The organism is Helicobacter didelphidarum (genome assembly GCF_003364195.1).
Lineage (GTDB): Bacteria > Campylobacterota > Campylobacteria > Campylobacterales > Helicobacteraceae > Helicobacter_A > Helicobacter_A didelphidarum.
Genome location: NZ_NXLQ01000013.1, coordinates 21,870 through 44,133 on the forward strand (window position 1 = coordinate 21,870; position 22,264 = coordinate 44,133).

17 protein-coding genes and 4 tRNA genes are annotated in these 22,264 nt (G+C 31.9%); 10 read left to right on the forward strand and 11 right to left on the reverse strand.

Going from position 1 to position 22,264, the window contains the following annotated elements:
- The first annotated feature begins 89 nt into the window (after nucleotides 1-89).
- The 6 genes from CQA53_RS06510 to CQA53_RS06535 all read left to right on the forward strand — a co-directional run bounded on the left by CQA53_RS06510 (nucleotide 90) and on the right by CQA53_RS06535 (nucleotide 5,649).
- Complete coding sequence (locus CQA53_RS06510; protein WP_115543212.1) at nucleotides 90-650, forward strand: pyruvate flavodoxin oxidoreductase subunit gamma; 561 nt, start codon at nucleotides 90-92, stop codon at nucleotides 648-650.
- A 62-nt stretch (nucleotides 651-712) separates the two neighbouring features.
- Complete coding sequence (locus tag CQA53_RS06515; RefSeq protein ID WP_115543213.1) at nucleotides 713-1,117, forward strand: 4Fe-4S dicluster-binding protein; 405 nt, start codon at nucleotides 713-715, stop codon at nucleotides 1,115-1,117.
- 3 nt (nucleotides 1,118-1,120) lie between these two features.
- Complete coding sequence (locus CQA53_RS06520) at nucleotides 1,121-2,347, forward strand: 2-oxoacid:ferredoxin oxidoreductase subunit alpha (protein ID WP_115543214.1); 1,227 nt, start codon at nucleotides 1,121-1,123, stop codon at nucleotides 2,345-2,347.
- 185 nt (nucleotides 2,348-2,532) lie between these two features.
- Nucleotides 2,533-3,477 carry a thiamine pyrophosphate-dependent enzyme gene (locus CQA53_RS06525; RefSeq protein WP_115543215.1) on the forward strand — a complete coding sequence of 315 codons (945 nt, stop codon included), beginning with the start codon at nucleotides 2,533-2,535 and terminating at the stop codon, nucleotides 3,475-3,477.
- A 450-nt stretch (nucleotides 3,478-3,927) separates the two neighbouring features.
- Nucleotides 3,928-4,143: a 4Fe-4S binding protein gene (locus CQA53_RS06530; RefSeq protein WP_115543216.1), complete on the forward strand. Its 216-nt coding sequence runs from the start codon at nucleotides 3,928-3,930 to the stop codon at nucleotides 4,141-4,143.
- Between the two features lie 12 nt (nucleotides 4,144-4,155).
- Entirely contained in the window at nucleotides 4,156-5,649 is a 1,494-nt protein-coding gene (locus CQA53_RS06535; RefSeq protein WP_115543217.1) for a Ppx/GppA phosphatase family protein, read from the forward strand.
- Nucleotides 5,650-5,674: 25 nt separating this feature from the next.
- On the opposite strand, the gene CQA53_RS06540 is transcribed toward CQA53_RS06535, so the two are convergent.
- Nucleotides 5,675-6,064: a group III truncated hemoglobin gene (locus CQA53_RS06540; RefSeq protein ID WP_115543218.1), complete on the reverse strand. Its 390-nt coding sequence runs from the start codon at nucleotides 6,062-6,064 to the stop codon at nucleotides 5,675-5,677.
- Between the two features lie 247 nt (nucleotides 6,065-6,311).
- Between CQA53_RS06540 and CQA53_RS13565 the strand changes: the two genes are divergently transcribed.
- Nucleotides 6,312-7,226: an alpha-1,2-fucosyltransferase gene (locus CQA53_RS13565; RefSeq protein WP_115543219.1), complete on the forward strand. Its 915-nt coding sequence runs from the start codon at nucleotides 6,312-6,314 to the stop codon at nucleotides 7,224-7,226.
- 77 nt (nucleotides 7,227-7,303) lie between these two features.
- Here CQA53_RS13565 and CQA53_RS06550 read toward each other — a convergent pair whose 3' ends face one another.
- The 7 genes from CQA53_RS06550 to CQA53_RS06580 all read right to left on the reverse strand — a co-directional run bounded on the left by CQA53_RS06550 (nucleotide 7,304) and on the right by CQA53_RS06580 (nucleotide 13,781).
- Nucleotides 7,304-8,950: a methyl-accepting chemotaxis protein gene (locus CQA53_RS06550; protein WP_245945747.1), complete on the reverse strand. Its 1,647-nt coding sequence runs from the start codon at nucleotides 8,948-8,950 to the stop codon at nucleotides 7,304-7,306.
- A 592-nt stretch (nucleotides 8,951-9,542) separates the two neighbouring features.
- Complete coding sequence (locus CQA53_RS06555; protein WP_115543220.1) at nucleotides 9,543-10,652, reverse strand: bifunctional chorismate mutase/prephenate dehydratase; 1,110 nt, start codon at nucleotides 10,650-10,652, stop codon at nucleotides 9,543-9,545.
- 204 nt (nucleotides 10,653-10,856) lie between these two features.
- On the reverse strand, nucleotides 10,857-12,584 hold the full coding sequence (locus CQA53_RS06560; protein WP_115543221.1) for a proline--tRNA ligase: 1,728 nt from the start codon (nucleotides 12,582-12,584) through the stop codon (nucleotides 10,857-10,859).
- 757 nt (nucleotides 12,585-13,341) lie between these two features.
- A tRNA-Asp gene (locus CQA53_RS06565) sits at nucleotides 13,342-13,418 on the reverse strand.
- A gap of 71 nt (nucleotides 13,419-13,489) precedes the next feature.
- Nucleotides 13,490-13,565, reverse strand: a tRNA-Val gene (locus CQA53_RS06570).
- Nucleotides 13,566-13,604: 39 nt separating this feature from the next.
- Nucleotides 13,605-13,679: transfer RNA gene (locus tag CQA53_RS06575), tRNA-Glu, on the reverse strand.
- A 26-nt stretch (nucleotides 13,680-13,705) separates the two neighbouring features.
- Nucleotides 13,706-13,781, reverse strand: a tRNA-Lys gene (locus CQA53_RS06580).
- Nucleotides 13,782-14,100: 319 nt separating this feature from the next.
- Between CQA53_RS06580 and CQA53_RS06585 the strand changes: the two genes are divergently transcribed.
- Both CQA53_RS06585 and CQA53_RS06590 read left to right on the forward strand, forming a co-directional pair.
- Nucleotides 14,101-15,390 carry a sialidase family protein gene (locus tag CQA53_RS06585; RefSeq protein WP_115543222.1) on the forward strand — a complete coding sequence of 430 codons (1,290 nt, stop codon included), beginning with the start codon at nucleotides 14,101-14,103 and terminating at the stop codon, nucleotides 15,388-15,390.
- Nucleotides 15,387-16,130 carry a hypothetical protein gene (locus CQA53_RS06590; RefSeq protein WP_115543223.1) on the forward strand — a complete coding sequence of 248 codons (744 nt, stop codon included), beginning with the start codon at nucleotides 15,387-15,389 and terminating at the stop codon, nucleotides 16,128-16,130. Before CQA53_RS06585 ends, CQA53_RS06590 begins: the two co-directional genes overlap by 4 nt.
- A gap of 87 nt (nucleotides 16,131-16,217) precedes the next feature.
- Here the strand turns inward: CQA53_RS06590 and CQA53_RS06595 are convergent, their stop codons facing one another.
- The 3 genes from CQA53_RS06595 to serS form a co-directional block, all read right to left on the reverse strand.
- Nucleotides 16,218-16,826 carry a LysE family translocator gene (locus CQA53_RS06595; protein ID WP_115543224.1) on the reverse strand — a complete coding sequence of 203 codons (609 nt, stop codon included), beginning with the start codon at nucleotides 16,824-16,826 and terminating at the stop codon, nucleotides 16,218-16,220.
- A 427-nt stretch (nucleotides 16,827-17,253) separates the two neighbouring features.
- Nucleotides 17,254-19,821, reverse strand: a complete 2,568-nt coding sequence (locus tag CQA53_RS06600) for a tetratricopeptide repeat protein (RefSeq protein ID WP_115543225.1) — start codon at nucleotides 19,819-19,821, stop codon at nucleotides 17,254-17,256.
- Nucleotides 19,822-19,844: 23 nt separating this feature from the next.
- The gene (gene serS / locus CQA53_RS06605) at nucleotides 19,845-21,125 is read right to left on the reverse strand and encodes a serine--tRNA ligase (RefSeq protein WP_115543226.1); all 1,281 of its coding nucleotides are present in this window, start codon (nucleotides 21,123-21,125) and stop codon (nucleotides 19,845-19,847) included.
- A 127-nt stretch (nucleotides 21,126-21,252) separates the two neighbouring features.
- Here serS and CQA53_RS06610 point away from each other — a divergent pair, with 127 nt between their 5' ends.
- Nucleotides 21,253-22,206 carry a chemotaxis protein gene (locus CQA53_RS06610; RefSeq protein ID WP_115543227.1) on the forward strand — a complete coding sequence of 318 codons (954 nt, stop codon included), beginning with the start codon at nucleotides 21,253-21,255 and terminating at the stop codon, nucleotides 22,204-22,206.
- The last annotated feature ends 58 nt before the right edge of the window (nucleotides 22,207-22,264 follow it).

Here is a 22,264-nt window from a genome sequence, read left to right on the forward strand (position 1 = left end):
TGTGATTTTTGTAAAGTTTTGGAGACTAATTGCGAGAATGTGTAAATTAGGTTTGCCTAATAAAACCAAAAAAATGCAAAGGAGAAGTTATGTTAGAAATAAGATGGCATAGCAGGGCTGGACAAGGAGCTGTAACAGGTGCCAAAGGATTAGCCGATGTAATTGCTGGTATAGGCAAGGAAGTTCAAGCATTTGCTACCTATGGTTCAGCTAAACGCGGTGCAACAATGGCAGCATTTGATAGGTTTGATGATTCTCCTATTCTTAATCATGAGAAATATATGGAGCCAGATTATGTGTTAGTAATTGACCCGGGATTAACTTTTATTGCAGATATTTTTGAGAATGAGAAACCCACGACAAAATATATCATCACTACACATTTAACTAAAGATGAATTAATTGCTAAAAAACCAGAATTAAAGACAAAAGAGGTATATATCGTAGATTGTATTAAAATTTCCCTTGATACTCTTGGTAAACCTATCCCAAATGCCCCAATGCTTGGTGCATTCATTAAAATTTCAAATATACTTGGTATTGAGGAATTTAAATCTGCATTTAAAAAAGTGCTTGGAAAAAAACTTCCTCAACAAGTTATTGATGCGAATATGTTTGCAATTCAACGAGCATATGATGAAGTAAAGTAGCCTAGATGATTCATAGAAAGTCTTAAGAATTATTATGGTTAAGATTAAAAAAAGGATATAACATGCAAAATATTACTAAAGGTTGGAATGATTTACTACCAGGATCAGTTGTTTTTCCCCTTGAAACAGAAGGTGAAAAAAGTTTAGAGATACATCAGGAAAATCGTATATATACTGAAGGTAGCTTTTATACGCAAAGTGTTGCACATTGGAGAACAGAAAAACCTGTATATAATACAGAACATTGCATTAATTGTTATCAGTGTTGGGTGTATTGTCCTGATAGTTCTATTCTTGTTCGAGATGAGAAAATGAAAGGTGTTGATTATCAGCATTGCAAGGGTTGTGGTATATGTTCAAATGTGTGTCCGACCAACCCCAAATCGCTTATTATGTTCCAAGATTTTGTTACAACACAAGAGGCTATTACACAATGGCCAATAAAAGAAAAAAAGAGTAAGGAGTAAAATATGGCAAAGATTTATGAACTGCAAGAGGTAGAAGTGTGGGATGGTAATGTTGCTGCAAGTCATGCTTTACGACAAGCACAAATCGATGTAATGGCTGCTTATCCTATTACCCCATCAACTCCTATCGTGCAAGATTATGGTAGTTTCATTGGAAATGGTTATATTGATGGTGAGTTTGTTCTAGTAGAATCTGAACATGCTGCAATGAGTGGTTGTGTTGGTGCTGCTGCTGCTGGGGGCAGGGTGGCAACTGCAACAAGTTCACAAGGTTTGGCATTAATGGTTGAGGTACTTTACCAAGCAAGCGGTATGCGTCTACCTATTGTATTGAATCTCGTAAACCGTGCTCTTGCTTCTCCGTTAAATATACATGGGGATCATTCCGATATGTATTTATGCCGTGATGCGGGTTGGATTCAACTCACAACTTGCAATCCTCAAGAAGCTTATGATTTTAATCTCATGGCATTTAAAATTGCCGAGGATTATGATGTGCGTGTCCCAACAATCGTTAACCAAGATGGTTTTTTAAGTTCACATACAGCACAGAATGTCCGCCCATTAAGCGACGAAGAAGCATATAAGTTTATAGGTGAATATAAGGTAAAGAATCCTTTACTTGATTTTAGTAAACCAATTACCTATGGGGCACAAGCAGAAGAAGATTGGCATTATGAACATAAGGCACAATTACATGCTGCAATTATGGATTCTATGCCTGTAATTGAACGTGTATTTAAGGAATTTAAGGACAAAACAGGTAGAGAATATCACCCAGTTATGTCTTATGATATGGAAGATGCAGATGTTGCTATTTTTGCCATCGGGACAACAGCGGAATCTGCTAGAGTAGCAGCAAAAACAATGCGATCAAAAGGAATTAAAGCTGGTGTGGTCACAATTCATGTTTTAAGACCATTCCCTTATGAGCAAGTTGGTATTGCCCTAAAACATGTTAAGGCAATAGCGATTATGGATAAATCTTCACCAGCTGGAGCTATGGGAGCCATGTTTAATGAAGTCAGTGCAGCAATTTATCAGGTAAGCACGACTGCTTCTAAACCAATTCTTTCTAACTATATATATGGTCTGGGAGAAAGAGATTTAACGCAAAAAGATATTATAGAAATTTATAATGAACTTGGTGCAGATGTAAAGGCAGGAAAATTAACACATAAGACACAACAATGGATTTGTTTGCGTGGTGCGAAAATGGGCTTTCATTAGACTATAAAATGTATATGGTTTATGAGGGTTAGTTAAAGATCGCGAATGTAAAGTAAAAGATAATAATTTTATGATATACAATAGACATTAGGTATTAGGTTTGTGTAGTAAATGTTGTAATGTATAGCGAAAGAAAAGTTGAGAAATTTTGTAGCAAAATATTCGAAACCCAAAAAAGGATAAAAATGACAAAAGAAATTAAGAATCTAAAGCAATTTAGTAAGACAGCAGAAAGGTTTGAAGGTGCACATTTATTGTGTCCAGGTTGTGCACATGGTATGATTGTGCGTGAGGTATTAAACGCAGTTGATGGACCTATAGCCATTGGGAACTCTACTGGTTGTCTTGAAGTATCTACAGCTGTGTATCCACATACTTCATGGGATGTTCCTTGGATACATATTGGTTTTGAAAATGGTTCAACAGCTATATGTGGTGCTGAAGCAATGTATAAAGCACTTGAAAGAAAAGGGAGGTATAAAGGACAGAAACCAAAGTTTATTGCATTTGGTGGTGATGGTGCAACTTATGATATTGGATTTCAGTTTATTAGTGGTTGCTTTGAACGCGGACACGATTTTACTTATATCTGTCTTGATAATGAAGTGTATGCAAATACTGGTGGACAAAGAAGTGGTTCTACTCCTCTTGGAGCTAGCACTTCAACAACACCTGCTGGCAGAGTCAGCTATGGTAAAAAACAAAAGAAAAAAGATTTATTAAGTATTATGGCGGCACATGGAAGCCCTTATGTAGCTCAAGTTGCTCCAAATAAGTGGAAAGACATGAATGCAAAAATTAAAAAGGCAATAGATACTGAAGGTCCGACTTTCATTAACGCAATGAGTGCTTGTACAACTGAATGGAAGTTTAATTCTAATAATACAGTGGATATGAGTGATCTGGCTGTTGATAGCCTTGTTTTTCCATTATACGAAATTATCAATGGACATGAATTGCATATTACATATCGTCCAAAAAAGGTGATTCCTGTACGTGAGTATCTTGCAACACAGGGTAGGTTTAAGCACTTATTTAAACCAGAAAATGAACATATTATTGAACAATTCCAAAAAGATGTAAATGAGCGATGGGAGTTATTACAAAGACGAGAAGAAGCAAAATTATAACTAAAAACTTAATATGGATTTTATGGGAAAGTTCTTCACATTAAAGAATCTTAAATAGAGATTCTTTTTGCAATATTTTACTTTATCACTCAAAACTTATCATTCTCTCTTAAACAGAATCTCTTTTACTAATCTTCAAGTATATTTGGGTATGTGAATATTTTTACAATACTTATACTTTTATATTATTTTGTTTTTTATTTGTCGAGTTATGATTTCAAAGATTCTAGAATCTTTGAAAAGTTTTAAAGAATCTGAAAGTGGTTTTTGATTATCTGTGTTATAATATTTTTCTCAGTAAAAATATTATAACATCATAAGATTTTGTTGTATAGATATTCACTTTATCAATTAGACATGATTATCAAAAATCATAATGTTACTTGAGATAAATTGATGTTAAAATTTTATGTTTCTAAGAATATTTTGCAATTATACACAAGGTAAGTAATGTCTAAGCTCGTTATAAATCATAAATGTATTGCATGTGATGCGTGTCGTGAGGTCTGTCCTACACAAGCAATTAATGTGGGCGATCCTACCTATAATATCAATCAAGATATATGTATTTTATGTGTTGGATATGCAGATAATCCAAACTGTATGACAGTATGCCCCATTGATGCAATTTTATTTGAGAAAGTGGATTCTAAGATTCTAGCTTGATGGGAGAAAAATATGGCAAAAATTACAACAATTATTGATATTGGTTCAAATTCGGCTCGTATGGCAGTATTTCAAAAAACAAGTCGTTATGGTTTTCATCTTATTTATGAATTAAAATCAAAGGTAAGAATTTCAGAGGGGAGCTATGAACATAATTCTTACCTTCAACCTCCAGCAATGCAAAGAGCTATTGAAGCCCTAAAAGAGTTTAAATGTGTGAGTGATTCTCTAAAAAGTAAGAAACTTATTTGTGTTGCTACTTCAGCAATTCGTGATGCACCAAATAAAAATGAATTCATTGCACGAGTAAAAAGAGAGTGTGGTATCCATATAAAAGTTATTGAGGGTGCAAAGGAAGCATATTTTGGGGCAATAGCGTGTGCAAATCTTTTGCATAAAAAAAGTGGTATAACCATTGATATAGGTGGTGGTAGCACAGAGTTAGCATGTATTGAAAATGGCGAAATTAAAACCATGATTTCTTTAAATCTCGGAAGTATTCGATTAAAAGAACTCTTTTTTGACCATGGACAAACGCAAGAGGCTTATCAATATACAAGAGAATATGTACGCAATAATATCGTGGAAGTATTGTCATTTTGTCAGCATTCAAGTTTGCATAATAACCTTTATATGTTTGGAATTGGTGGTAGCATTCGGGCGTATGCAAAATATGAGATGAATTTAGAATCTTATATGTTTAATTTTCTACATGGATATGAATTGTATGCAAGAACAATTCTCCCACATTTAGACGATATTGTGCATTCTACTCCACAGGGTCTTTTTGAGAAAGGTTTTGAAGAATCAAGGATAGATTCTATTCGACCAGGACTTTTAATTTTGCAAGTAATTCTTGAAGAGCTTCAGGCACAAAAGCTTATTATTAGTGGTGTTGGTGTGCGAGAGGGCGTTTTTTTACATGATATGCTTCGCAACCACAAGGGAAAGATTCCAAATAATATTAATCCAAGTGTGCGCTCCTTACAAGATATTTTTCTTACAAGCGTTGATGATTCTAAAATGATTAATAGACATTCAAGAAAGCTTTTTGTATTATTGAGTGAGAGATATTCTTTGCAAAATCATTATCTACAAAATTTAGAAATTGCAGGAAAGCTTTATAATGTTGGCACAAATTTTAATTTTTACCAAGCACACAAGCATAGTGCTTATATAGCATTAAATTCTCTTAATTATGGTCTTTCACATAAAGAGAGATACACCATAGCAATGCTTCTTGAGTATTCCCATAAAAAGCGTCCAAAGATTCCAAGCGCAAGTGAAGAAGATCTTTTACCATCACATGACACATTGCAGATTCTAAGTTTTATTTTTGCAATTAGTGTTACACTCGCAAAAGAAAAAAATGTAATTTTTGAATTACAAGATTCGACACTTTATGTTCATATTAATTCGCTACCTTTAGGGCAGATCTTGCGTGAGATTGTCTTGCCAAGATTTCAACATCAGCAAACTCTTGTTTTAGAAATAGTTACCCCATAGAATTTACTTTTGTTTTGCATATTTATTATGAATGTGGGAAATCATAAATCATTTTTTGAAATCTTTGTGCGATTGTCTTAGCACGTTGCAATATTTGAGCTTGACATTGTGGGTTATGATAGACTTCTTTGAGCGATTCGTCAAAGAGTGATAGCCAAATATGAAAGTATTCTCTTGGGAAAGGATCAAGTTCTAAATGAGCTTTCAAAGGATACCCATTATATACCCCTTGTTCTCCTAAAAGATTAGCACGCCAAAATGATGCAATTTTTTCTTTGTGTGCTTTCCATGATTCTTCGTCTGTACCTACTTTTGCATTAAATATTGCTCCAAGTTCCTGATTTTTTCGGATTTTATTGTAGAAAATTTCCATCAGTTTTGCTATCGATTCTGGATTGATTTCATTATACTTCATGATTACCTCTTGTATTATAAAGCAAATTTTTAATCTTTTAATAATGTCAAATTTATTTGTATTATAATTTATGTTCTATAAAAAATTGTTAATACAAGTTCATTTTTCCCAAAATTATAGAATCTTTGATGGTACGCTATAAGCACTAATTATATATCCTACCTGTGTTTGACTATAATTTGCAGGGATATTTATGTTATAATTGGAAAAATATTTGTAGAAAAATGTATAGGAGGCTACATAATGATTGTTTGGATACGCCTTTGCAAAAGCTTTAGAAATTCAATATAATACAGAGGTAAAATTAGATATTCTTTTTTATACAAAGAAAATTAATCGCAAGAATAATAACATTCGTAATTTTGAGCTATCACACTTCGATGTTCATATAAAATACGCATTTGGTGTTGCCAATCGCCTTGATAAGATTATTACTTCTCTGATACCAAAAAGATTCCGTGCGGATTTCACCCCCTCCCCATTCAATCTAATTAAAGATAATAAAGATTTGCACATAAAAATAAAAGAGAGATACCCATTTCCCAAAGATACTTATTTTGAGGGATATTTTCAGAATCTTGTATATTTTGATCATATTAGAAATATTTTATTGCATGATTTTTGTCTAAAAACCCCATTAGATTTGAAGAATAAACAATTACAAGATTATATATTACATACACACAACTCCGTTTTTCTGCACATTAGACGAGGTGATTACTTGGAATATGAACATAGTGGATTTATAAATCTCACATATACAAATTATTATAATACTGCACTAAAAACTATACAAGAAAAATTAGGAAAAGCACATATTTTTATTTTTAGTAATGATATGGTTTGGTGTAAGGAGCATTTTTTAAACGGGCTAGATTCTAAAATTTTACAAGATCTTACCTTTCAATTTGCTGATAACAATAATGAAGGAAGTGCAGCTTTTGAGATGGAACTTATGAGAAGTTGCAAACATGGAATTATTGCAAATTCAACATTTAGTTGGTGGGCTGCTTATTTAATACAATATCCAAATAAAATTATTGTTGCACCCAATGAATTTTTTACGATAGTTCAAGATTCTTATTCTGTTTTTCATGATTATGAAGATAAGATTTTACCGAAGAATTGGCATAGAATTCCTCTTACTAAAGAGAATAAATAGAGGTTTTATAACTAAACAAATTTTTCATGAACAACATAGACCTGATAACTTCAATATATCTAAATATCTAAGTAAAATTATATTTTAAAGTATCCCATTTGTTTTTTCAAAGTGTCTGATACTGTTTGAAGATCATCAACTGTTGCACTCGTTGTTTCCAAAGATTTTCTTGTGCTAATAGAAAGTTCAGAAATATGTTGAATATCTTCTGTGATGCTTGTTATTGTATTAGCTTGTTGCATTGATGCACTTGCAATTTCTTGTGCTTTTGTAAGAGAATCTTGAGCTTGAGTTTGTATTGCATTCAATAATGATACAGATTCTAAGATAAAATCTTGTCCTTTTTGTATTTGTGGAATAACAACTTCAATAGATTCCACAGAGCTTTCAATGCCTTCTTGAATAAGCTTAATGATGTTTGCAATTTGACCTGTGCTTGTCGCTGTTCTTTCTGCAAGTTTTCTGACTTCATCGGCTACAACAGCAAATCCTCTTCCATGTTCTCCTGCTCTTGCTGCTTCTATGGCTGCATTGAGTGCTAAGAGATTTGTTTGGTCTGCTATTTCTGCAATCAAGCTTGTGCTTTGACTGATTTCTAATGATTGTTGTTGCAAACCACGGATATTTGTTGCAGATATATTAATGATTTCTGTAATTTTACTTATTTCTTGTGCTGTTGTATTAATCACTTCAACACCCTTATGGGATAATTCCACGCTCTTTGTTGCATTTTCTTCAGAAAGTTCTGTTGCATTAGATATTTCTAAAACAGCTTTATTGACTTCACTGATTTTACTAGCAACAAGCATAGAACTTTGTGTTTGTAGTTCTGCTGTTTTTTGTGCTTCATGCGATACACTCGAGACTTTATGTGTTGCCTCATTAATTCTCTGTGAAGACTTCATTATTGAGTTTACGATTTCTTTTAGATGTGTTTGCATTGTAGCAATCGATGCCAACATACTTTCTTCATTTCTGTATTGAACATTGTCGCAGAGGTTTCCTTTCGCGATTTGAGATACGATGTATGCAGCGGTATATGGTTCTCCACCTAGAGAATTTAGTAAGCTCCTTGAGATATAGAATGCGACTAAAACACCAAAAACTAGACTCAATCCAACAAGCACATAAAGTATGACTTTAAAGCTATCCACGGATTTACGCAACTCTTGTGTAAGATTTTTATTTTTTTCTTCTTCTAGGTTAATAAACTTATTTATCTGTGCCAACCACTGCACAAAAAGTGGGGCGACCTCTTGTAGTTTTTGCATTACAAGTGCATCAGCACCATTTTGTTTTAAGTGGATAATTTCTTCAATAATGGGTGTAGCGGTAAGTCTTATTTCTCGAATAGCATTATAAATTTGTGTTTCCTGCGAATCAAACATATTGTTTGCGATAAAATGTGTCCGCATATTATCAGCAGAAGCTTTATAATCTCCCTCTAACTTTTTTATTTCAGCAATCAAATTGTTGAGTGCTGCTTGATTTTTTGAATCTGCAAGGACGACATCACGAATACCAATAGAACGATCATGCACACTTCCACGCCAGTCAATTGCATAACGTTGTTTAACCGTATTCACATCATTGATTTGTCGCAAACTTTTGATGATATAATTTACTCTTATAATACTGATTGTGGTAACAATACATGAAAAAAGCAATAGGATTCCAAATCCTATGGTAAGCATTGTCCCGACACCCATTTTTTTAGACTTCATAACAAACCACCAAACTTTCATTTTTTCAGAAATTATAACTAAAAAGTTTAATAAATATACAATTATTTTTTTTTTTTTGTAAAATATTTTGAAATATTTACTAAATGATTGTTCTATTTCTATAAAATAAGTAATTTTTATCAATTAATATAGAATATTCTACTTTTTGGGCATACATATTGAGACATGGATTATGTATGTAACCCCAATCTTACTTCAATACAATTAAAATTCTTCCTTGATAAATTCTAAAATCACGATTCAGAAAAATACTTTCTTTCATACTTTATGAAACAAATATGACTAGATATAACTAAGTATCGTGTTTTAAAAAAGGAATTTGTATTGCGTATTTGGAATTTATGCAAAATTTTTTCATGCAACTTAATATTTGTGTATTTTACATGTCACTATAACTTCATATAAAAATCTATTTGTTCAGAATCTAATTTATATATTTGAAATGTTTCAAAGTAGCTTTTTGTTTGACTCTGAATAGATTGAATGAGGGTAATGAACAATAATAGAGAAAAAGGAGGCGTTTATCTGAAGTAAATACAAGATAGATTCCAAAAAAATTTACAATTTACAATTATCGTTCAAAAGCAGGATAACTTCCAAGCCATTTGATTTCACCCTGTCGTTTTGTGAAGATTCTCTGTATATTTGCATCGTCTCTATGCCCATGAAAATCCATGTAAAAACCAGATTGAAAACCTGCTGTGGCAACAATCGGACGAGAATCAATTTTTGTAATATTAATATTCTCTTCTTTAAAATCTCTCAATAATTCAAAAAGTGCCCCTGATTTTTCAAAGTCTTTTATAACAACAAAAACTGAGGTTTTATCATGTTTTCCGCGCACATTATGAAAATCACTAATAATTACAAAACGCGTTTTGTTTTCAGAATGATTTTGTATGTTTTCAAATAAAATCGGAATCTTATGTAGTTTTGCTGCAATACCAGAACAAATTGCTCCACTTTTTGTGTCTTGACTTGCATATTTTGCACCAAGTGCTGTGGAATTAACAGCTATACGTTCTACATTATTTAGTTCATAATGTAATAAAAAATCACTGCATTGCCCAAAAGCTATGTCTTTAGAGTAAATCCTCTCAATATCATTAAGATTTTGTGCGGTTGTTGCAAAACTATGATGAATTGACAAAATAATTTCATTAACAATCGTAAAATTATATTTTGCAAGATTATCAATAGTTTCACCAACCATGCCGTTTGTATTGTTTTCAATCGGTATCACACCGTATTTTGCATTTTTATGATAAAGGGCTTCAAAAACAGAAGAAATGGTTGTGAGTCCGAGATAGGAGCTTAATGGTCCAAACATGCTCTCTGCGGCTTGATGTGTGTAGCTCCCAATTGGTCCCAAAAATGCAATTTTTTGAGGAGTTTCAAGATTGCGAGAAATCGCAAAAATCTCATAAAAGACCGCTTCGATAGTAGGTTTATCAAGATTGGAAAGATTACTTTGCTTGACATACGAGAGAAGCTTATCAATGATTTCTTTTTCACGATCAGGACGATATATACTTGCTTGATTTTTTACCTTTAAATGTCCGATTTGCTTTACATACTCGAATCGCTTATGTAAAAGTGTAATGAGGTCTAAATCAATCTTGTCAATATATTCACGCAATTCTTGTAATTTTGATTCTATATCTTGTATAATATCTGCCATACATTACTCCATATTTATTGTCATTAATTATATACTTTCATTGTAAGCTTTACTCATGTATTTATTTGCAAGACAAGATATATTATAATATTCCAAAGAATTTTTATTTCTTAATTTTATATTATGTAATAATCTAAAAGCAAATTATACTTAATTGAAAATATTCAATGATTATATCATAATCTTTGCTAGTATAATTGAGATTCAGAGAATCTTGCTAAGTGTTTCAATAATTTCAGATGATTGAATTTCTTGTTTTTCTAATCCCTCGCGTTTAATGAGCTCTACAATCCCATCATTGAGTCTTTTGCCAACAATGAGTGCATATTGAAATCCGATAAGCTCAAAATCATTCATTTTACTTCCAAATCGCTCATTTCTATCATCTATAATTACTTCAATCCCTAAATCACAAAAATATGTATAAATTTTTTCACCAAATTGCACTTCTTCTTTATTTTTCATATTGGAAATAATAATATCAAGCTTGAATGGTGCAACTTCCCCCCATACACACCCTTTATTATCTGATTTTTGTTCCAATATTGCCGATAACAACCTTGTTACACCAATACCATAACAACCCATAATAAACGGCTTACTTTTCCCATGAGAATCAAGAAAACAAGCTTCCATAGGCACAGAATACTTTTCTCCGAGTTTAAAAATATGTCCAACTTCTATACCTTTAGTATATTGTAGCACACCACAACATTTGGGACATAAATCTCCTTCTTGCACTGCAACTAAATCTTTATAAAGTAAATCTTGAAATTCAGCGAGATTCACTCCAACATAATGGAAAGAATCTTCATTTGCACCACATATTAAATCCTCTCCATCACGCAATTCTTCATCAAAAAAAATCAAGTCTGAACCTGTAATACTGCGTAAATGTATAGGTCCAATAGAGCCTGATGGGAGATTATATTTTTCTAAAAAGGTAATTTCGGCATCAAACAATTCTAATACATCAGGCTTTAAGGATTTTACTGCATTGAAAGCTTTTGTAGATTCTAACTTATCGTTACCGCGCATGAAAAAGATTGCAATTTCTTCTCTGTCTTTAAATACAGCTTTTTTCACGACAGCTTTTATCAGAAAATGAGTATCAACTTTAAAGAATCTGCTTAGGTCATCAATAGTTTTTACATTTGGGGTCTCAAACTTGTGGTATGGGCTTGTTGCTTGTGGTGGAATAACAGATGAGGTTTTAGGTTGTCTTCTTGCTGCCTCAATATTTGAGGCATAATCGCATTTTGTGCAAGTAACAATAGTATCTTCGCCGCATTCTGCTAATACCATAAATTCTTTGCTACCACTTCCTCCAATAGCACCAGAATCAGCATCTACAATACGAAAATCAAGTCCTAGATTCTGAAAAATCCTTTTATATGTGTCTTTCATATTGTTAAATTCATTGTTCAGACACTCTCCATCTGCATGAAAACTATAAGCATCTTTCATCACAAACTCTCTACCACGCAATAATCCAAATCTTGGACGCATTTCATCTCGAAACTTTAAGTGAATCTGATAAAGACTAAAAGGTAATTGTTTGTAGCTTTTGACATAGGTTTTGGCAATTTCTGTAACACACTCTTCATGAGTTGGACCAAGCACAAATGCAGCATTTTTTCTGTCACGAAAGATTGCTAATTCCCCATATTGTTCATACCTACCACTTTTTTCCCATAATGTCGCTGGAGTCAGAAATCCCATAGTTACCTGATTTGAGCCAGCTTTGTTCATTTCTTTTTGTATAATCGCACTAATCTTATCTAATACGATTTTCCCAAGCGGGAGAAAATTATAGATACCACTTCCAATTTGATGGATAAAGCCACCACGAATAAGGTAAATATGGCTTTTTAGAATACAATCTTTTGGTGCTTCTCGTAGTGTTGGGGCAAAAAATTTGCTTAATTTCATATTACTCCTTCTTATAAAATGGTATTTACAACTCTAGTATTTTGTATTGTAAAATTATAAACATTCTATATTAAACTCTTCTTAAAAATCATAAAATATATACAAATAAGCCATCATTTATCTTAATTAATAAGAAGTTTAGTTGTTGAAATCTTATTAAGTATTTTATGACAAAAATTTGCTAGATAGATTCTGTTTAATATTATTCTTCTTTTGAATATGCTTTATATAGTTTAGAAAGTGAAAGTTTTTCTATAATTTTAGATCTCATAATTTTTAACATTATCCATTTCATGTTGTCCAGAAATGAGGTAGTCTTTTGCTCAAAGTTAGATGTTCCTAAGATTCTATTTATGATTGAAATACTGAAGGCTTTTTGATTTTTTATTCGTTATTGCAAAGTTTAGTATTAATGAGTTTTATTGAAACTTTATATCCTCTGGTCATTCATATATTTTGTTGTCTCTAACTTCATATAATTTTATACAATTTGTTTAATTCTATATAATATAAAAGTTTATTCTTGATTACATAAAGTGGTGTTGATGGGGTGGCTTGAGTAGATAAGGAGTAAGCTTGCGGATAAATTGTATATTATTTCTTATTTTAAATAAATATTTTATTAATTCAAGATAGCTTTTTAGACATATTAAGGATTCATAGAATAATTATTTGCACAATGAAGCTTTAACAAAAATAATAGTTTGGGTTGGAAAGGAATTTATTTCAAAAATGTAGGCTAATTTTATATTAAGAATGGCGGAACGGACGGGGCTCGAACCCGCGACCCCCTGCGTGACAGGCAGGTATTCTAACCAACTGAACTACCGCTCCAAAATAAACAAAGCAACCTAATTCATCATATTAAAATGTTATTTATTATGATTAGATAATCTCTAGTTTTATGGTGGTCGCTATAAGACTCGAACTTATGACATCCACCTTGTAAGGGTGGCGCTCTACCAACTGAGCTAAGCGACCAAGCATAAATTAAACTAATATTGCATATATTTAAAGTATTGGTGACCCCTAGGGGATTCGAACCCCTGTAGCCACCGTGAAAGGGTGGTATCCTAACCGTTAGATGAAGGGGCCACACATACTTAGTAATGGATTAAAAATGGTGACCCGTGTTGGATTCGAACCAACGGCCCATTCCTTAAAAGGGAATTGCTCTACCAGCTGAGCTAACGGGTCAAGCTAAAAGATAAAAATAACTAAGCAACTTATGTTAATCAAAATGAAAAAGCAATTATATAAAAATATTTTGCTAAAGTCAAGTATTTTTGCTAATGTTTATAAATTTATATGATTAGAAATAAAAATTGCAAGCAGGAACGCTAGAAACCAACTTTTATCCCTTATCAATAGTTAAGAACAAAGATTTTTATTGAATTCTTGTAAGGCTGAATAAAATAGTGGATAAAATATGCGATAATTCTTTGTTCTGGCTGTTTTTAGATTTTTTGAGATTATTTTTATGTTATAATATCTATTTGTATATGAGGTTTATATTTTGCTATTTGCAGTATATCAAAAGAAATTTTTTATTGTCTTCTTTCTCATTGTGACTTGTCTACTGATTATCATTGGAAGTGTTCGTAGAGATCTTTTTCAATATCATAGCTATAATGATTCTGCCTTTTTATTGCCACAGAATACTCTATACCCACTTTCGCAAAATGATAAAGAGATAGTTGATACTCTTATACATACAAAGATTCTGAAAGATGAAAGTTTATTTAAAATAATTTCAAATCCAGAGTTAAGTGTGCATGCGAGTGCTATTATGGAAAAAGATTCTACTCTTATGGCATTATTTTATGCAGGAACGAAAGAAGGTGCGGCTGATGTGAAAATCTACCAAAGTTTTTTATACAAAGATTCTAAGGAATGGAGCAAATCAAAACCGATTTTAACGCGACAGGATCTTGAATATTTAACAGGAAAATATTTTCGTAAACTTGGCAACCCTATTGTTTTTAAAGATAATCAAGGGAAGGTGCATTGTTTCGTTGTTGGTGTGAGTCTTGGGGGTTGGGCAACAAGTAAGATTTATCAATTCTATTTTGATTCTATGTGGGCATTGCACTATGTTGGCGAGTTACATTTAAGTCCATTTGGTAATCTTTCGCATCTTGTAAGAACTCCTGCCATTCCATTACAAAATGGTGGTTTTATTGTGCCTATAGCTCATGAAATGTGGATCAAATATCCACTTATTGTTTTTTTTGATAAAAATGGTGTAATGAGATTCAAAAAAAGAATAAATAAACTTACGCAGCAACTTCAACCTACAATCATGCCTATTGCCAACAGGGATTGTGTGGCATTTTTTAGAAGTCAAAATATCTCGGATGTTCCACCCGGATTCTATCAAGAGTGTCATGAGAATGCAAATGTGTGGGACACCCCGATTCTTAGTAATCTTTCAAACCATGATTCTTCAAGTGTCTTAATAAGCTTTGATAATTATGGCAAACAAGAAATTTTACTTGCACACAATAATAAAACACGCAAGAATCTTACACTTTATTGGTTGCAAGACCATAAACAAGGAGTCTTTAAAGAACTTTTTAAGATTGATGAACAAAATGGTGAAGTAAGCTATCCCGCAATGGCAATAGATAATGAGAATCTCTATATTACATGGACATTTTATCGTAAAAATATTAAATATACATCCATTAAACTTTCTATTTTGGGGACGCTTATAGAAAATGCAAAGAATGAGATTTTAGATAATGAACAGAATCTTAATATGAAATCTCAAGTTTTGTCATCACAAGAAGCGGGTTATTTATGATAAGCACTTCTATTGTTTTTTTTGGTATCATCATATATTATGTTCATGCACTTTGCATGTTTTGTGTTTCTTTTACTATACAATCAGAATATTCTATATATTACAAATATGGAATTTATACAATTTATATGGCATCGTTAATACTTACTTTGTGTTGTTTTTTTATTCCTCTTTATGAAGGATTTTCAGCTATTGTTTTATGCTATTCTCTTTTTGATATACCATGTGTATTGTGTGTTTTGCTTACTTTTTATTTAATATTAAAAATTCTTTTGCAGGATTATTATATTATTAAAGAAAAGAATCTAAGTCTTTGTAATATTACTGCATTGAGGGGATTTATACATAAGTCTTACAAAAGATACATAAATATAAAAAAATCTGTGTTGCCACTATTTATTGTCCAGAATCTGTATAAAACACATACTTTTGCATTTATCATATTGATGATGTTTGGTTTTTTACTTTATGGTAATACACTGAATCTTTTAGAGTTTGATTTATATCATCAGAATCTTTATATTCATGCTCTTGTTGTTTTTTTCTTAATAGGTTGTATTTTTTATTGTGACAGAATCTTTGGAATTTTTTGTTTATTAGCACTTATTCCTTTTGCGTTTAGTCAGGCATTTGATTATAGCATTTTAGAATTTTTAATCTGCCCTTATTTATGGGTTTTTAGTTTTTATTATGTTGCACAGAGAATGATAAAAACTCTATGGCATTTCTTTGTGTGGTAATATCCCAATCGCAGAGTGTATGAAAATAAAATTTTTTCTAGAATCTTTGATTATTTGAATAAAGAAAAGATTCTCATGGAGTGAGATTTATTGATTGCTACTCATATTATAATATATTTCCCATGCATGGTAAAACAATAAAATAGCAAAAAAGCTAAAAAGCAATGCACAAAGTTTATCAATATAATAAAAAGCCTTATCATTAATCATATGACGAAAAAATGTTGCGAGGAATATGACAAAAAGAAATGCACTACTTAATCCACAAAAAAGAACAATTAAGCTTGAGAGAATCTTATTCTGCATAAAAGGTGCAACCATTATGCTAAAAAATAAAATTGCTTTAGGATTAGTGAGATTGATAAATAACGCTTTAAAATAAGTATCATGTTCTTTATTTTTGTTTTGAATATAAATGGAAGTAAATTTGGCTTTTATAAGTTGATATGCAACAAATATTAAATAACATCCGCTAACTATGCTTAGCAACAATTGAAAAAAATGACTGCGGAAAACATACACAAAACCAAAATAAATCATACTAAGAAAGATAATCCAACCAGTGGCAATACCACAAAAAACCTTTATGCCTTGCCATCCACCAAATCGCAAAGTATTACGCATTACAAGTAGAATATCTGGACCTGGTGTTATTCCACCAACAAATGCAACAATGAAAAGAATACAAAAATCCATATTTATTCCTTGTTATGAAATCATGGTATTATATAGTTTTAGACTTAAAATATAAATAAAAAATTTAGTGATTTGTATTCAGTATATATTTTAATTTACATATTGTATTGTTAGGAGTGTATAATTCTGTCTTAATTTATTCCGTAAAGTAAGTGTTAAAACTACATTAAATAAATCATTTGGTAATTATCTCTATTTTACATCAAAGCTTGTAATATAAAAATCTAATAAAATTTTATGAATTTTTAAGTTCTAACCATTAAGACAAGTCTATAAAAGCAAACTTTTGAAAACTATTATATATCAATTATGATAATATCTTTTTTATTATTCCTAAGGATATAAAACAAGTTGAACATCTTATGTATTACTTTTTTAGGCACAGAGTATTCTCTGTCACTTAGTTACAATTTGTTATAGTCGAATATTATTCTGGTGCATTTACTTTAGAATCATCAATCGTAAAATCAAGAAATTCTGATTTAAACCCATGATTTGCGATGCTATTATAATGCTGTGCAGCTGCATTATAATTCTCTGCTTCTTGATAAAGTAATCCAAGTGCATAGCGACTTTCATGATTTGCACTCGAATCCATTTTAGATAGTTGTAACAAAAGACTTGCTGCATTTTTATGCTCCGCACCAATCGCAGCCACTGCACCCATAAGTCTTGTTACACTGTCATCTTCTTTTAATCCATTAATTAACCTATCATAAATAGCATAGCCTTCTTCAAAATTTTGTTGATAAATATTCAAAAGTCCTAAAGCTTGCAGTAATCCATTTGGATTTTTTGTTTGTGTGCTAAGCTTAGAGTTTAAAAGATCTTTTTGACGACTAAGGTTTCCTGTAATGAAACCAACATAAATATATAATTCGCGTGCAAAACTTGGTCCATAAAACACATTATCAAGATTCATATTGTCTTCCCTAAAAAGATATTGGAGATTAAGAGCAGAATTTTTAACATTCGAACCATAATTTTTTGCTAAATCAAGTAATAAATTTGACACAATATCATGAGGTTGATTATTCTTTAATCGTTGGAAACCTGCTACAATATTTTGCATATCACGCATATGCATCGCACTAATTGATTGAAATGCCAAAGAAATTGCACGATTATCATCTGTACTTGGTGTATAGATTCCTGTCTTTTTTGGATCGTTTGCCCATTCCTTTAATCTTCTAAAAAATTGTAATTCACTATCGGACATTTTAGATTCTGAAATACTTTGTGCAACATTAGAACTTAAGGTCATTGTATCCTTGTAAATAAGATTCCCCGCAATCATTGCAAATATGCCTGCTTGTAAATCAGTCATATCAAGATGATATGAACGCAAGAAGTGTTTGTAAGCATTACCGAAATCCCCGATTTGTGCATAAATTAATCCAAGATTATAATGTAAAACCGCATGATTTGGATTTTCTTCAACATGTTGTTTGATAAGCTCTAATCCACCACGCAAGTCATTTTGATTAATTCTTTTTAGAGCCTGTGCAATGCTTGTATTAATATTAGAAATTGTTGCTCCACGCACGAGGATTGCACGACTTTCCTCAAGGTTACCTTGATTGATTTTAGAATCTAAAACTCCTGTTGAAATAATCTCTAGAGCTTCAATAACATTAAATACACGATATGGTGCATAATAAAAAAGAATTTTGCTTGTTAAAAGATTGGAGTGTTCGAAGCTTCGATTCCAAAATTCATCTTGAGCAAGTTGCACATCAAACATTGTTGGTGATACTCTTGCCTTAATTGGATATGGATTAGCAAGATTTTGATCTTTATGCACTACTGCAAATTCATCAATAATTTTTGCAGATTCAATAAAATCACCCAATTTTAAACTAATAATTTGCATTGTCATTTTTGCATGCCAATCTTCTGGATATTGCATGAGGTAATTAAATACATGCCCTCTTGCAGCATTAAGGCTACCTTGTCTCGCAAGGAGTTGTCCCAATGCGAGCTCGTCTTGCTTTTGTGCCACTGCTTTAAGATTATTGTAGGCTTGAACATTATCATTAAAAAGTGTATAAATCTTTGCAGCCAATCTTTTAGAATCTTTATCAAAATTTACATTTTGATCATGGTTGAGTGGTGATAATGCTTCAAAATATTGCCCCTGATAATATTGATTGAGGGCATAGGAATAAGCATAAGGAGGAAGATTGCTAATTTGATGTGCATAAGTATTGGCAATATTGATATAATAACGATATTTTTCCATATCTCCAAGACGAAATGCACTTACAGCTGCATTGAGTGCACTAAGCGTAATATCTTCACCAGCTGCAATTGCCTTATCATAATACTCCATACTTTTTTCATAATCTTTTGATTTTGCATTAATAACACCAAGATTATAGTTTGCGATAGCTTTTGAATATGTTGCGATTTGATTAAATAAGTTGAGTGCTTCTTGCTTATTACCTGTTTTATAGAGCATATCAGCTTTTTGAATCAGTGCTTCAAGATTTTTATCATCTACTATTGGCGGTCTTGTTGCAAGTGCAGAAAAATCGGGGACTACAACTCCATTTTGCTGATTAGAATCTCCTTGTATCGTTCCTTGTTGTGCATTTAATTCTCCTCCACTTAAACCTGTTGTGCCACTTTGTGTTGATTGATTATTTATTTGTTCCTCTGGATTATGTTTTGGTTTGAAAGCACTTACAAGGGCAAAAATAATGATAATAAATAAAAGAATAATGAGAGTAACCAACAAAATACGCTTTTGGAGAGGATTCAACTTTTCATCAATATTTCGTATTACAGGAATATCTTTTGCATTATCGCGTGCAAAGTTTTCTAAAGGTGTAAAAAGTGCTAAGAATTTATTTGGCTTTTTTGCTTTTTGTGAGTCTTGTGTCTTAGTATTTTCTTCCTCATTTACCTGAGGTTCTTTAGAATCTTTATTAGTATCTTCTGTTGCCAAATCTTCCAGAGATAAGTCATCTTGCGATTTTTGTTCTTCTGCCATGTTTTATCCTACAAAATTTGAATCTATAAATATTTTTGCAAAACCTTAGGTATTTCAATACTGCCATCAGCTTGTTGAAAATTCTCCATTATTGCTACAAGAGTCCTACCCACTGCTAAACTTGAACCATTAAGAGTATGAACAAGTTTATTTTTTCCGTCTTCTTTATAGCGAATCTTCGCTCGTCTTGCTTGGAAATCTCCACAATTAGATACAGAACTAATCTCACGATAGCAATTTTGCCCGGGTAACCATACCTCTAAATCAACTGTATTGCATGCTGAAAAACCAATATCACCACTACAAAGCTGCACAAGACGATGAGGTAGCCCTAAAGATTCTAAAAGCCTTGAAGCATTCTCAATCATACATTGTTGCATATTTATACTTTGCTCTTGAGTAGTAATCGCAACTAATTCTACTTTATCAAATTGATGTTGTCTAATAATACCTCGCGTATCACGTCCTGCACTCCCAGCCTCTTTACGAAAGCAGGGGGTATAGGCTGTAAGCATAATCGGGAGATTTTCTACTTTTATAATTTCACCTTGATAAAGATTTGTGAGTGAGATTTCAGAAGTCGAAATTAAATAAAGGTTGTGCCCTCTTTCACTCTCTGCATCAAGCGTATTGTCAATACGAAACATATCATCAGCAAATTTTGGTAGTTGCCCTGTTCCCATCATGGCTTGCTCATTAACGATAATTGGAACGGAACATATTTCAAAACCATTCTTACGATTAAAATCAAGCATATATGAAATCAACGCATGGTTAAGCCTTGCACCTTCATTACGCAAAACAGAGAATCTGCTCTTTGCAAGTTTCACTCCAGCGTCAAAATCAATCCATTTATTTTGCTCAGCTAATTCCCAATGCTCTTTTGGTTTAAAATCAAATTTTTTAGGTTCAAGTATTTGTTTTATTTCTACATTATCAGACTCATCTTGTCCAAAAGGTGTATTAGAATCAAGTAAATTTGGAATGCGCAAAAGCATATTATGCAACTCTGCTTCTTGATTAGAGATCATTATCGTATCATTTTTTATTTCTTCTTTAAGTAAATCAAGTTTATTCTTATAATTTTTTATAGTCTCAGAATCTACTTTATTTTTTATTAATTCACCATATTGTTTTGAAAGTTTATTTTGTTCTGCTTGTTTAGATTCTGTTTTTATTTTAAATGCTTTATACATGCTTACAAAATCACGGAGCGAAGAAAGAACTAATGGATCTATATTGCGTTTAGAGAGATTGTTTGAAACAAAATCAAAATCATTAAGTAAAAGTTTGGTATCTATCATACATAACCTATTAAAATTGAGTTCATTAAAGTATAAAAAACTAATTATAACAAAAATATATAAAATCTCTTTGATAAAAACTTTTTTTTTGTTAAAATACTAATATTAAAAACTAAGGAGTTTTCTTTTGATAGCTGATATTGATAAAACCACTTCTTTACATTTAAATAATCAAGCTCAATTTTTGTGCTTTACGCTAGAAGATCCTCAAGCAGATAATGACGTGCAACTTTATGCCATGAATGTTTTTAAAATTCGTGAAATTATTTATTATGATGGTGAAATAACAGAAACTGCTGGAGAAAATGAGGGGATTGTATTGGGATATTTAACCGTTCGTGGTGAGAGCATACCACTTGTGGATATGAGACGGTGGCTTTACTTTAATCCAACAAATCCAAAACGCAATTTGTGTGAATTTTCAACAAAAAATCCTAAAACTCTTGTAATCTTATGTAATTTTTCACAATGCACCGTAGGGCTAAAGATTCTTGGTGTTAAAAGAATTATACAAAGGAGCTGGGATTCTATTATTGTTGGCAGTGAATACGGCTTTGATGGAAATAATAAAATTACTGCAACAACAAAATTTGATGATGGGTCTGTTGTACAAATTATGGATGTTGAACGCATGGTGTCTGATGCGTTTCCTAGTTTAGAAGCTACACATGAACTTGAACTAGAGCATCTTAAACCGATTGGTAGCGAGAGGGTGATTTTATTGGCTGAAGATTCTAAACCTGCACAAAAATCCTTACAAACTATTATGGAAAAACTTGGACTTCGTTATTTTACTTTTCCAAATGGTAAGGCATTGCTTGAATATCTTTATAGCCCAGGTGTGGTAAAAACAGTTGGGGCGGTTATTACTGATTTAGAAATGCCACTTATTTCTGGTTTTGAAGTTTTAAAGCACATTCGAGAAACTGAATCAACAAAAAATCTTCCTGTTATTGTTAATTCCTCAATGAGCAATGATTCAAATATTGAAAAAGCACAAAGCCTACAAGCAAATGCCTTTATTACGAAATCTCGTCCAGCAGAAATAGAAGATGCGTTGCGTGAGGCGTTGCAAGGATAAATTCATATTTTAATGCAAAGTTTTAGTAGTGATAGAAATGCTTCGAACTTCATCTATG